The organism is Novosphingobium profundi, assembly GCF_018491765.1.
Classification (GTDB): Bacteria; Pseudomonadota; Alphaproteobacteria; order Sphingomonadales; family Sphingomonadaceae; genus Novosphingobium; species Novosphingobium profundi.
In genome coordinates this window covers 22,896-35,713 of record NZ_JABWCU010000007.1, presented here as the reverse complement: position 1 = coordinate 35,713, position 12,818 = coordinate 22,896, and the positions used below count along the sequence as shown (strand labels likewise).

11 protein-coding genes are annotated in these 12,818 nt (G+C 65.2%); 5 read left to right on the top strand and 6 right to left on the bottom strand.

What is annotated here, in order from left to right; all coding sequences use genetic code 11:
* Window positions 1–14 precede the first annotated feature (14 nt).
* From HT136_RS08585 to purF, 3 genes are all read right to left on the bottom strand, one after another.
* On the bottom strand, window positions 15–365 hold the full coding sequence (locus HT136_RS08585) for a PilZ domain-containing protein (RefSeq protein WP_214199333.1): 351 nt from the start codon (window positions 363–365) through the stop codon (window positions 15–17).
* A 96-nt stretch (window positions 366–461) separates the two neighbouring features.
* Complete coding sequence (locus tag HT136_RS08580; protein WP_214199331.1) at window positions 462–1,202, bottom strand: SDR family NAD(P)-dependent oxidoreductase; 741 nt, start codon at window positions 1,200–1,202, stop codon at window positions 462–464.
* The gene (purF, locus tag HT136_RS08575; protein WP_214199329.1) at window positions 1,199–2,635 is read right to left on the bottom strand and encodes an amidophosphoribosyltransferase; all 1,437 of its coding nucleotides are present in this window, start codon (window positions 2,633–2,635) and stop codon (window positions 1,199–1,201) included. Before purF ends, HT136_RS08580 begins: the two co-directional genes overlap by 4 nt.
* A gap of 325 nt (window positions 2,636–2,960) precedes the next feature.
* Here purF and HT136_RS08570 point away from each other — a divergent pair, with 325 nt between their 5' ends.
* From HT136_RS08570 to HT136_RS08555, 4 genes are all read left to right on the top strand, one after another.
* Complete coding sequence (locus HT136_RS08570) at window positions 2,961–4,202, top strand: lipoprotein-releasing ABC transporter permease subunit (protein WP_214199328.1); 1,242 nt, start codon at window positions 2,961–2,963, stop codon at window positions 4,200–4,202.
* A complete protein-coding gene (locus HT136_RS08565; protein ID WP_214199326.1) occupies window positions 4,195–4,908 on the top strand; it encodes an ABC transporter ATP-binding protein in 714 nt (237 codons plus the stop codon). The genes HT136_RS08570 and HT136_RS08565 overlap by 8 nt, the downstream gene beginning before the upstream one ends.
* Before the next feature lie 131 nt (window positions 4,909–5,039).
* Window positions 5,040–5,324 (top strand): hypothetical protein, encoded by a 285-nt coding sequence (locus tag HT136_RS08560; RefSeq protein ID WP_214199324.1) that lies wholly within the window; start codon window positions 5,040–5,042, stop codon window positions 5,322–5,324.
* Window positions 5,317–5,814 carry a glutathione peroxidase gene (locus tag HT136_RS08555; protein ID WP_214199322.1) on the top strand — a complete coding sequence of 166 codons (498 nt, stop codon included), beginning with the start codon at window positions 5,317–5,319 and terminating at the stop codon, window positions 5,812–5,814. Before HT136_RS08560 ends, HT136_RS08555 begins: the two co-directional genes overlap by 8 nt.
* Before the next feature lie 47 nt (window positions 5,815–5,861).
* Here the strand turns inward: HT136_RS08555 and HT136_RS26605 are convergent, their stop codons facing one another.
* Entirely contained in the window at window positions 5,862–7,172 is a 1,311-nt protein-coding gene (locus tag HT136_RS26605; protein WP_214199320.1) for a GGDEF domain-containing protein, read from the bottom strand.
* Window positions 7,173–7,619: 447 nt separating this feature from the next.
* Between HT136_RS26605 and dnaE the strand changes: the two genes are divergently transcribed.
* Complete coding sequence (gene dnaE / locus HT136_RS08545) at window positions 7,620–11,222, top strand: DNA polymerase III subunit alpha (RefSeq protein WP_214199318.1); 3,603 nt, start codon at window positions 7,620–7,622, stop codon at window positions 11,220–11,222.
* A 90-nt stretch (window positions 11,223–11,312) separates the two neighbouring features.
* Here the strand turns inward: dnaE and HT136_RS08540 are convergent, their stop codons facing one another.
* Window positions 11,313–11,615, bottom strand: coding sequence for a hypothetical protein (locus HT136_RS08540; protein ID WP_214199316.1), 303 nt, complete (start codon window positions 11,613–11,615; stop codon window positions 11,313–11,315).
* A gap of 128 nt (window positions 11,616–11,743) precedes the next feature.
* Window positions 11,744–12,817 (bottom strand): PA0069 family radical SAM protein, encoded by a 1,074-nt coding sequence (locus HT136_RS08535; RefSeq protein ID WP_214199314.1) that lies wholly within the window; start codon window positions 12,815–12,817, stop codon window positions 11,744–11,746.
* Window position 12,818 lies beyond the last annotated feature (1 nt).

Below are 12,818 nucleotides of genomic sequence, written 5' to 3'. Positions count from 1 at the left end.
GCGCTGCCCGGCGCTTACGGGTTGCCGGCGAGATAGCCCTTGCTGCGCCAGCGCACCATGAGGTCCTCGAAGATGACGGGCGCAATCAATTTCTCGAACGCGCAGCCAACCATGCCTTCGTCCCACCAGATGACCTTGGCCGCCATCGATTCCATGCCAGGCAGGGTCAGCCAGCAATAGGTGCCGGGATGGATGCGGCTCATCGCGGTGGCGGAAAAGCCGGACATCGAGAGGTCACAGACCACGGTCTGGTATCCCTTGCCTCCCGAGGCACGTAGCGATGCGGGGATCGATATGCGCTCGCGGGGCGCGCTGCGATCTTCCTGAGCTGCGTTTTCGTAAAGCTGGTTGCCCGTTTCGGCCATCGCGAACGTTCCTGCGCCGTGAGTCCAATTGCGACCAGCGACCAGAATCGGCCGCTAATTATTGGCAAAGACTGTCAGGAGACAGTTTACTCGCTCTTACCGCGAATGGTTAAGCGATTCTCGGTGTCCGCTCGGGAAATTTTCGGAAAGGAGAGACATCAGTCGGTCGGCGACATCGGCCGCAGGCTTGACGGTGGCGGGGTCTTCGCCGGGATAGGCGCGGGCGCGCATCGCGGTGCGGGTCGCGCCAGGGTTAACGATGGCGACGCGAATCTTCGAGGTTTTCTCGGTTTCTTGCGCATAACACGCAAGTAGAACCTCGAGTGCGGCCTTGGTGGCACCATAGGCGCCCCAGAAGGCGCGCGGGGCACCGGCCACCGTGGTCGTCATGCCGATCACGCGGGCGTCCTGGCTCTTACGCAGCAGCGGGTCGAAATTTGCGATCAGCGCCTGCGAGGCAAGGACGTTGGTGGTGAGCGCCTTGTTAAAGGCGCGCTGGTCGATGTCGGCCACGCTGGTCAGCTCGGGCAGGATGGCGGCGTTGATGACGAGGATGTCGAGCTTGCCCCAGCGTTGCGAGACTGCGGAGGCAAGGCGGGCGATGCCGTCGGGCTCGACAAGGTCTACGGGGGCGATGGTCGCCGAGCCGCCGGCCTCGAAGATCTGCTCCTCGACCGTCTCCAGTGCCTTGGTGTCGCGCCCGGTGAGCACGACGTGGGCACCGGCCGCGGCAAGCGCGAGCGCGGTTGCCGCACCGATGCCGCGGCTAGCCCCGGTCACCAGCGCGATCTGGCCGTCGAACGCCTTGTCGCCCGAACCGCTCGCCGCCTCGGTCATGCCTCGACGCCCGCGACGTCGAAGTCGGTCAGCTTGGTCGGGTAGTCGCCGGTGAAGCAGGCGTCGCAGAACTGCGGGCACTTCTTCGCGCGCTTGGGCTCGCCCACGGCACGGTAGAGGCCGTCGATCGAGACGAAGGCGAGGCTGTCGGCCTTGATGAAGGCGGCCATCGCCTCGATGTCCATGTTCGCGGCAAGCAGCTTGGAGCGCTCGGGCGTGTCGACGCCGTAGAAGCACGAGTGCTGCGTGGGCGGGCTGGCGATGCGCATGTGCACTTCGGCCGCGCCCGCATCGCGCATCATCTCGACGATCTTCATCGAGGTCGTGCCGCGCACGATCGAATCGTCGATGAGGATGATGCGCTTGCCTTCCACGATCGCGCGGTTGGCGTTGTGCTTGCGCTTGACGTCGGCGTGGCGCGCGGCGTCACCGGGCTGGATGAAGGTGCGGCCCACGTAGTGCGAACGGATGATGCCCAACTCGAAGGGAATGCCCGATTCCTGCGCGTAGCCGATTGCGGCGGGAACGCCGCTGTCAGGCACGGGGATCACGATGTCGGCGCTCGCGGGCGCTTCCTTGGCGAGTTCCTTGCCGATCTGCTTGCGCGCCTCGTAAACCGAGATGCCGTCCATCACCGAGTCGGGACGGCTGAAGTAGACGTGCTCGAAGATGCAGGGGCGGGGCGAGGGGTTGCCGAAGGGGCGGTGGCTGGAGATCGTCCCCTTGAAGTCCACCTGCACCAGTTCGCCCGGCTCGACCGCGCGGATGAACTCAGCGCCGATCACGTCGAACGCCACCGTTTCGGAGGCGAAGACGATTGCCTCGCCGATGCGGCCCATGACCAGCGGGCGGATGCCCAGCGGATCGCGGCAGGCCATCATGCCCTCGTCGGTCATGCAGATGAGCGCGTAGCCGCCCTCGACCATGCGCAGCGCGTCGATGAACTTGTCGAGCAGCGTGGGATAGCGGCTGGTCGCGACGAGGTGGATGATCACCTCGGTGTCCGAGGTCGACTGGAAGATCGACCCCTTCATGACGAGGTCGCGCTTGAGCGTCATCGCGTTCGAGATGTTGCCGTTGTGCGCGATCGAGAAGCCGCCGGTGGCGAGATCGGCGAAGAGCGGCTGCACGTTGCGCAGGCCCGAACCGCCGGTCGTCGAATAGCGCACGTGGCCCGAGGCCATCGAGCCGGGCAGCGTGTCCAGCGTGCGCGGGTTGAAGACCTGGGCAACGTGCCCGAGCCCGCGATGCGAATGGAAATCGCTGCCCGAGAAGGAGGTGATGCCCACCGCCTCCTGGCCGCGATGCTGCAGGGAATGGAGGCCCGCGGCGGTGATGTTCGCCGCGTCCTGTGCTCCGATTACGCCGAAGACACCGCACTCTTCGCGCAGTTTGTCCCCGTCGGCGTCACGAAAGGGGTGTGTAATGTTCATGGAATGAGGGCCCGCGCCAGCGTCGAATTCGCCCGCGCATTTGCAGGGATCGCCCGCAATTGCAAGGGGAACAAACGCCAAACGCCCCGCAATGTTCCCTTGGCTCGACCGGATGACGCTGTCGTGACGCGGCAAGCGAGCGGCAGGCCGATATGTCGGAAAAGGCCGTTCCGTTCCATTCGTGCGGGAACCGCGCCCCGCGCTATGCGATAATGCCGCGCGGGGCGGACGGGCTGCATGCGAGGCGCGCAACTTGCCTCCTCGCGGGCTTCGCCGTAAGGCCCGCACTCGGATCGATCACATTTGCACGAAGGCGGTACCCCGCTTGCTCCTTTCTCCTTTCGAATGGACCATCGCCAAGCGTTACATGCTCCCCGGCAAGGGTGAGCGGTTCATCGCGCTGGTCGCTGGCATCAGTCTCGTCGCGGTCATGCTGGGCGTGGCCGCGCTCGTCATCGTGATGAGCGTCATGAACGGCTTCAGGGCCGAGCTCTTCGACAAGATCGTCGGGCTCAACGGCCACGCGATCATCCAGGCCTATGGCGGTCGGATCGACGATTGGCAGGACGTCCTTCAGGACGTGAAGAAGACGCCGGGCGTGACCCGCGCCGCGCCGCTGATCGAGCAGCCGTTGCTGACCACCTTCAACGGACGGGTCGAGGCGATCCTGCTACGCGGGAATACTGAGGCCGACATCCAGTCCTACAAGTCCAAGCTCAAGGCGGGCTCGATGGATTCGCTGATCGACGGGGTGAACAACGTCGCGATCGGCTCGGAACTCGCCAAGAACCTCGGCGTGCAAGTGGGTGACACGATCACCATCATCAATCCGGCGGGCCGCGCGACGCCCTTCGGCACCGTGCCGCGGCAGATCGCCTACACGGTGACCGCGATCTTCGAGATCGGCATTTACGACCTCGACCAGCGCTACGTGGTCATGCCCATGCCCAACGCGCAGCAGCTTCTCCTGACGGGCGACTCGATCGGCATGATCGAGGTGACCACCACCAATCCCGACAAGGTCGACCAGATCCTCGCCCCGCTCGAGCGCAAGCTGGCCGGGCAGGCGGTGGTTACCAACTGGAAGCAGATGAACGCCTCGCTGTTCGAGGCGCTGGCGGTCGAGCGCGTGGCGATGTTCGTGGTGCTCTCGATCATCGTGCTGGTGGCGGTGTTCAACATCCTTTCCTCGCTGATCATGCTGGTGCGCGCCAAGACCCGCGACATCGCGATCCTGCGCACGATGGGTGCGACGCGCCGCTCGCTGCTCAAGGTCTTCGTGACCGCGGGCTTCTGTATCGGCGCGGCGGGCACCGTTGCGGGGCTCCTGCTTGGTTTCGTCTTCCTCTATTTCCGCCAGCCGATCGTCCACGCGGTGGAGATCGTGACCGGGCAGAACCTGTGGGATCCCTCGATCCGCTTCCTCACCGAACTGCCTGCAAGGGCGGACCCGGTGGAAATTGCGGTGATCTGCGTGCTCTCGCTCGTTCTGAGTTTCCTCGCCACGCTCTACCCCGCGTTCAAGGCGGCGAGCACCGATCCTGTACAGGTCCTGCGCTATGAGTGATCCCCTCGTCGTTCCCGCCCCGGCCGACCCGCGCACCGATCCGGTGGTGCGCCTCTCCAAGGTCACCCGCAGCTTCGAGCAGGGCGGCGTGCGCATCGACGTGCTGCGCGGCGTCGACCTCGAGGTCCGGCCGGGCGAGATCGTCGCGCTGCTGGGGCCTTCGGGCTCGGGCAAGTCGACCATGTTGCAGGCAATCGGGCTGCTGGAGGGGGGATTCGGAGGTCGAATCGAGATCGCCGGGATCGACGCCAGCAACCTGGGCAAGGATGCGCGCGCGGCGGTGCGGCGTGACCACATCGGCTTCGTCTACCAGTTTCACCACCTCCTCCCCGATTTCAACGCGATCGAGAATGTGGTGCTGCCCCAGCTCATTACCGGGCGCCCCCGTGTGGCCTGCGAGGAGCGTGCGAAGACGCTGCTCTCCTCGCTCGGCCTGGGTGCGCGGCTCGAACACCGGCCGAGCGCGCTGTCGGGCGGCGAGCAGCAGCGCGTGGCCGTGGCCCGCGCGCTCGCCAATACCCCCCGGTTGGTGCTTGCCGACGAACCCACCGGCAATCTCGACGAGGCGACGGCGGACACGGTTTTCGGCCAGTTCCTCGAACTCGTGCGCGGGCAGGGCAGCGCGGCTCTTGTCGCGACCCACAACGAACGCCTGGCTGCCGCCATGGACCGGGTCGTTCGGCTGCACGAAGGTGTGCTCAACTAGAACTTTTCAGGGCGTCATGCGTTGATTTCGATGCGCTCTGACGCCAGATGAAATATATCGAAACAATAAAGGGACGGGGATGCCGGGATTTTCCGCCCGGTCCCGGTCCGTGAACAGGAAAGGTCCGCGCGATGAGCGACAATCCCTCCACCATCCACGGCGGCGAAGGCGCCGCGACGGGCTTTGCCTGGAACGATTCGGCCGAACTGCACAAGTGTGAGGACGGCGGCGGCCTGTTCCATCGCTTCAAGACGCTTCGCCGTGGCACGGTGGCGGAACTCATCGAGTTCATCATGGACATTCCCGAGGAAAAGCGTCCCGACTACGCGATCCAGAAGGACGGCGACCGCACCTTCAAGTACAGCGAGATCGTTGCGCTCTACCGGCGCGCCGATTTCCCCAAGACGGGTGACTGAACCCGCTTCACCTCGCTCGATCGCCGATTTTTCGGCGACGCTGCCCAATGGCGAGACGGTCAGCCTGTCTGACCGTCTCGGCAAGGTGGTGCTGGTCGTCAATACGGCCAGCAAGTGCGGTTTCACGCCGCAGTACAAGGGGCTCGAGGCGCTCTGGCAAGCCTATGGATCCCGCGGCTTCGAAGTCATCGCCTTCCCCTGCAACCAGTTCGGCGGCCAGGAGCCTGGCTCTGCCGACGAGATTGCCCAGTTCTGCGAGGTCAATTTCGGGCTCTCGTTCCCGCTCATGGGCAAGATCGAGGTCAACGGCGACGCCGCGGACCCATTGTTCCAGTGGCTCAAGGCCGAGGCGCCCGGACTGCTGGGCAGCACCTCGATCAAGTGGAACTTCACCAAGTTCCTGATTGGTCGAGATGGCCAGGTGGTGCGGCGCTATGGCCCGCGCGACAAGCCCGAGGCCATAGCGCGCGATATCGAAGCCTTGCTCTAGGCTGGCCAAGCTTGCCCCGAAGGGGCGGGCCTCGCCGTGGGAGCCGGTCAGGCGCGTTTGCGCCCTGTCAGCGGCACGAGATTGCCGTCCTTGGCCGGTCCGTCACCCTCTTCGCGATCGTTCGCGCGGCCGCGCTCCTTCTGGTCGGGAACCATGTCGTGGAGCGCCTCATCCATCAATCGCGACATTGTCGCTTCGTCGGCAACGACGGTTCGATTGCGGCCGAGCGCCTTGGCAAGGTAGAGCGCGCGATCGGCTTCGGAAAGGAGGTCACCGGCATCCGAATGGGGGCCCGCGATCGCCACGCCCGCGCTCAACGTCGCGCGGTGCGATACCTCATTGGCGACATGGCTGAGCATCGAGAAGCCAAGGCGCATGCCTTCGACCATCGCTTCGGCGATGGGGGGGCGATGGCCCTCGATCACGACCGCGAATTCCTCCCCGCCGAGGCGGAAGACATTGCGATGGCCGATGGCGTCGCAGGCGATGTTGGCGGCGCCGGCGATGACGATGTCGCCGAAGCTGTGGCCGAAGCGGTCATTGACGGCCTTGAAGTTGTCGATGTCGAGGACGGCGACCGCAAGTGGCCGGTCCTTGTCCGCGCCTGCGTGGTTCGCTGCCGTATCACCCAGGATCTGGGCAAGCCGGCGGTCGAACGCGCGGCGGTTGCCGACGCCGGTCAGCGGATCGACCATGGCGAGGTGGAAGTGGTGCATGGATATGCGCTCGCGGCCCAGCGTGGTCATGAACACGCCGAGCAGCAGGCCGTTGAGCACGATCTGGAAGTTGAAGGCCGCGATGGCCCATACTTGTACATCCCGCGCCCCGAACGGAGCGGGCAGCACGAAAGCCAGTGGACTGCGCAAGGCATGAAAGATGCCAAAGCCCAGGAAGACCCACGCTAAGGCCTGCGCCGAAGGCAGGTGGCGGTCGGCCAGCCGGCGGAATTCGCGCGCGGCCAGCAGGCAGAACACGGCCATGAGCAGGGCGCGAGGCAGCATCCGCCACTGCGCGTGGAGCTCGGCGCTGCCCAGCGTAAGCGAGATCACCAGCGGCACGAAGCAGGCCAGGAAAGCCAGCGCGAAGCGCGGCTTGCGCCCGGCTGCGAACCGCGCGGTTTGCCAGGTTGCTGCATAGACCAGCGTCAACAGGAACCAGCCGAAGGCCAGCGCGATCTGTGTGCCGAAGCGGTCGGGATAGGAAAGGAGCACACCGGCGGGCAGCGCCAGGGCGAAAGGCGCGAAGAGCCAGAAGCTGTGTCGGGGGCGCCCGTCCTTGAACCAGGACAGGATCATGGCGATGCACAGAAGGCCGGCGCAGGCCGTGCTGCACAGCGCTATGGTGGCGATATCAGGCACGCGCGTTTCAGTCGCGTGGCGCAGCGATCGGCTGCCGGTACGTTGCGGGCATAACGGTCTGGTTCTCTCGCAGTGCGACGCACGATCGCTACCTGACCAAGCCCTCCAGGTACCGACCTCGCGTCGTCTCGGTTGATGTCCGTCGTGCCTGCGCACGATCCCTAGTCGCCACCGAACTTAGACAAATGTCCTTAAAGCTTCGTTTGCGGATTGAAAATTCGCTAACTTTGCTGGTGCGGTCGTGCGGGTGTCTAAATTTCTATAATATCCAGGTAGTTGATTCGCATTTATCACCCACATTGGCAGCTGTGAAGGGGGTGTCGTTAGGGGGAATGTTAACCATGTTTTTCGCGCACTGCAACATGCTGGCCCGGAGACGGGCTATATCCCCGGCAGAGTGGAGCCAAGCCCTTGATCCGAGCATGGGGCGATGCCTAAATTCCGCAGATGGCCTTCTCTCCTTTCGTCCCTTTGCGCATCTTTTCCAGTTTCACCATGCTGGACGGCTCGATCGACCCCAAGGCGATGGCAAAGCTCGCGAAGACGCGTGGATTTCCAGCCATGGCGATCTGCGACCGCAATGGCCTCTATGCCGCTCCGACATATGCGCAGGCGGCCAAGGGCGCGGGGATTCAGCCGATCGTCGGCACTTTCCTCGCGATCGCGCGGCCCGGTGGCGTCGCGCAGGGGCAGGAGCGGCCGATCGACTGGCTGGCACTCTTCGCGCAGAACGAGGCGGGCTGGGAGAACCTGTGCCGCCACGTCAGCCGCGCGCACCTCGAACGCCCGCTCGAGCTCGAGCCGCACGTCGAGCTCGCTTCGCTGGAAGGCTATACCGAGGGACTTCTGTGCCTGACCGGTGGGGGCGAGGGCGCGCTCGCAAGGCTCTACGCCGAAGGCAGGGATGAGGCCGCCGCACGCTATTGCGAGAGCTTGGAGCGCCTGTTTCCCGAGCGCCTCTACATCGAGATCGCGCGGACCGGCGAAGAGGTCGAGGACGCGAGCGAGGAGGCACTGGTCGAGCTCGCCTACGCACGCGATATCCCGCTCGTCGCGACCAATCCGGCGCAGTACTCGGAAAGCACGTTCCATTCCGCGCACGACGCCATGTTGTGCATCGCCAACTCGACGCAGGTCGACGCGGCCGAGCGCCCGCGTTCCTCGACCGAACGCTGGGTCAAGCCGATCGAGGTCATGGAGGAGATGTTCGCCGATCTCCCTGAGGCGATGGCCAACACGCTCGTCGTCGCCCAGCGCTGCGCCTATATCCCGCCGCGCCGCGGCGCGCTGCTGCCCAGCCTTGCCGGCGACAAGGAAGGCGAAGCGCGCATGCTCGCGCGCGATTCGCGCCGGGGCCTCGCGCGTCGCCTGACGCCCTACTGGCCCGACGTCACCGAGGACGAACTCGACGAGGCGCTTGCACTCGAGGGCGACGAGCTTGCCGCAGCCTATGAGGTCTTGCGCGAGAAAGGGGTGACCGAGGACTTCGTCGATTACGCCAAGCGCCTGAAGTTCGAGATCGACATCATCGTCGGCATGGGCTTTCCCGGCTACTTCCTGATCGTTGCCGACTTCATCAAGTGGTCCAAGGACAACGGCATTCCGGTGGGCCCGGGGCGTGGTTCGGGTGCGGGCTCGCTGGTCGCCTGGGCGCTGACCATCACCGACCTCGATCCGCTCAAGCTCGGTCTGCTCTTCGAACGCTTCCTCAACCCGGAACGCGTCTCGATGCCCGACTTCGACATCGACTTTTGCGAAACGCGGCGTGGCGAGACGATCCGCTACGTGCAGAAGAAGTACGGGCACGACCACGTCGCGCAGATCATCACCTTCGGCAAGATGAAGGCGCGCGCGGTGCTGCGCGACTGCGGGCGCATCCTCCAGATGGGCTACGGCCGCGTCGACAGCCTGTGCAAGATGGTGCCCAACCATCCGACCGACCCGTGGACGCTTGACCAGGCGCTCAACGGCAAGAAGGAGAAGGACGGTTCGGTCACCCCCGCGGTCGAGGAATTCCGCCGGGAATACGACACCGACCACGAAGTGAAGCGCCTCGTCGACCTCGCCATCCAGCTCGAGGGCATGCCGCGCAACTCCTCGACCCACGCGGCGGGCGTGGTCATCGGCGACCGTCCGCTCGAGCAGCTCGTCCCGCTCTACCGCGACCCGCGTTCGGACATGCCGGTGACCCAGTTCGACATGAAGTATGTCGAGGACACCGGCCTCATCAAGTTCGACTTCCTCGGCCTCAAGACGCTTTCGGTGCTGCGCCGGGCTTGCGACCTGCTTGAGCGGCGGGGTATCAAGATCGACCTCTCGACGCTGAGCTGGGACGATCCGGCTACGTACGAACTCCTTAAGCGCGGCGACACGGTGGGCGTGTTCCAGCTCGAATCGGAAGGCATGCGCCGCACGCTCGCGGCCGTGAAGCCGACCAATTTCGGCGACATCATCGCGCTCGTTTCGCTCTACCGTCCGGGCCCGATGGACAACATCCCGCTCTTCGGCCGACGCAAGAACGGGCTCGAGAAGATCATGTACCCGCATGACAAGCTCAAGGGCATCCTCGAGGAAACCTACGGCATCTTCGTCTATCAGGAACAGGTCATGCAGGCCGCGCAGATCCTGGCGGGATACTCGCTGGGCGATGCAGACTTGCTGCGCCGCGCGATGGGCAAGAAGGTCCAGGCCGAGATGGACAAACAGCGCAAGCGCTTCGTCGAGGGGTGCAAGGCCGTCTCCGACATCGACGCGCCCAAGGCAAACGAGCTGTTCGACTTGATCGACAAATTCGCCGGCTACGGCTTCAACAAGTCGCACGCGGCCGCTTACGCGCTGCTGGCCTACCACACGGCCTGGTTCAAGGCGCACTATCCGCACGAGTTCTATGCCGCGGCGATGTGCTTCGACATGCACCAGTCGGAAAAGCTGGCGATCTTCGTCGACGACATGCGTCGCAACGGCATCGAACTGGCACCGCCCGACATCAACCGCTCGGAAGCCGAGTTCATCGTCGAGGAGACGCACGACAGCCTTGCCGTGCGCTATGCGCTGGCGGGCATCCGCAACGTGGGCGAGAAGGCGATGGACGCGGTTGTCCAGGAGCGCGAGGCGAACGGCGTGTTCGAGAGCCTCGACGACCTGTTCCGCCGCGCGCCCGCTGGCTCGATGAACCGGCGCCTGCTGGAAAGCCTGGGCGCGGCGGGCGGTCTCGACAGTCTCGAGCCCAACCGCGCCAAGGTCATCGCCAACGCCGACACGCTGCTCGCCGAGGCCGACATGGCCGCGCGCGAGCGCAATTCGAGCCAGGGCGGCCTGTTCGGGGGCGAGGATCACGTCGTACAGGGCCTGCGTCTCGTCGACGCCAAGCCGTGGAGCCGGATGGACCAGATGGCCAAAGAGCGCGAGGTCTTCGGCTTCTACTTCGCCGCGCACCCGGTGGAGCAGTTCCGGGCGGTGGCCTCGGCCAACGGCGCGCGGACTTATTCCAGCCTGATGGCGGGCGGAGCGTCCGGCGGCAAGTCGGGCGCGGTCATGGCCGCGATGGTGGAGAACGTCCAGAAGCGCAAGACCAAGCGCGGCAAGGACTTCGTGATGGTCGATTACTCGGACGCATCGGGCAATTTCTCGGCCTGTTGCTTCGAGGAGAACATGGTCGACAGTTTCGTCGCCTGGGGCAAGGAGAATGCCTGCCTCCTGCTCACCGTCGAGCTCGACAGCCCCAGCGAGGACGAGCCGCCGCGCGTGACCGTGCGCGGGGGGCGTCCACTCGCCGAAGTGACGGCAAATGCGCGCATGCTCTTGCAACTCGAGGTGAGCACGGTCGAGGCAATCCAGGAATTGGCGCTGCTGATCCGCGAAGGCGCGAAGGGGAGCGGGGAAGTCATCGCGACGCTCCGGCTTCCCGAGGGGCGCCGCCAGCAGGTCCGGCTGGGGCGCGACTTCGCGCTCGACGGTGAATTCGCCGAGCAACTCGCCAGCGTGGAGGGGCTCTCCAACATCTCGCTCATCGCCCGCAGAGGGCCTGAAGGCGTGCGCCGCGCCGCCTGACGGGCGCCCCCGCAGGTTTGACGAAAGACAAAGGGCCGGTGCATCGCCTTGCGGTGCACCGGCCCTTTGTCTTTTTCCCGATCGCGCTGATCAGTTGGCGTCGGTGACCTTGTCCGCGGCGTTCTCGGCCGCGTCGCCGACCTGCGAGGCCGCGTTGCCGACGTCGCTTGCCGCTTCGGCAATGGCGTTGTTCTTGGCCGCTTCGCTCGAGGACGTCTGGCTGTAGAGGTAGAAGCCTCCGATGACGGCGACCAGCAGGACCAGCGCGATGACGATGCCGCTGCCGCCCGAGGAGGATCCGCGCTCATGGATCACCGTGGTATGGGTGGGCTGCGCGGCGGGAGCATCGCTCGTCATCGTGCGGCGTTCTTCGGTCACGTATTCGTCTGCCATGGTATCGCATCCCTTCGTGATGTTTTCGTTGAAGGGGTCAACGTGCCAGCGCCGCTGGCGGTTCCAAGGCTTCGACAACCGTTTGCAAATGGGACGCGATCAACAGGCTCGATGTTGGCGGCGCGCGATCAGAGCAGGCTCAGCTGGCCATCGGCGGCGGGGCGTCGGAACTGGCTGCAATCCAGCCGGATGTCGGGCGCGCTCATTCCATGGCGCTTCATGGCGAGGCGAAAGCGGCCGCGCAACACGTCGGCCCACGCGCTTCGGGGGCGGAAGCGTTCGCCAAAGCGCGCCTCGTTGTCCTTGCCTCCGCGCATCTCGCGGATGATGGCCATGACCTTGCCGGCGCGATCCGGGAAATGCGCCTCGAGCCATTCGCGAAACAGCGGCGCGACTTCGTGGGGCAAACGCAGCATGATCCACTGGGCATGGCGGGCTCCCACGGCGGCGCAGGCCTCGACGATGGCTTCGAGTTCGGGGTCGGTGATGGCGGGGATAACCGGGGCGATCATCGCGTGGACCGGCACGTGCGCCTCGGCCAGGGCGCGCAGGGCTCCCAGGCGCTTGGCAGGGCTTGCCGCGCGCGGTTCGAGCGCCTGTGAAAGCCGTGGGTCGAGGCTGGTGATCGAAAGCCCCACGCTGACCAGATCGAACCTTGCCATTTCGCGCAGCAGGTCGAGATCGGCAAGGATCCGGTCCGACTTCGTGACGAGCGTGACGGGATGACGCACTTCGAGGCACAATTCGAGGATCTGCCGGGTCAGGCGGTAGCGTCCCTCGATCGGCTGGTAGGGGTCGGTATTGGTGCCCATCGCGATCGGGGCGGGACGGTAGCTGCGCCGCGCAAGCGTTTCGCGCAGCAGGCGCGCCGCGTCGGGCTTCGCAAAGAGCCGGGTTTCGAAATCGAGCCCGGGAGAGAGATCGTGAAAGGCGTGCGAAGGCCGCGCGAAGCAATAGACACAGCCGTGTTCGCAGCCGTTGTACGGTTGCACGCTCCGATCAAAGGGTATGTCGGGGCTTGAATTAAAAGACAAAATGGTTTTCGGAAAAAGCTCTGTGACCGTCGTGCGCAGCTTGCCCGCTGGGCCGTCGATCTGTTCCCTGTCATCGAGCCAGTCGCCGTCAGCTTCATGCTGGGGCAGATTGAACCGCGTGCTCGTCGCGTTGTTCGTTGCTCCCCGGCCAGAAATTACGCTGCTCATG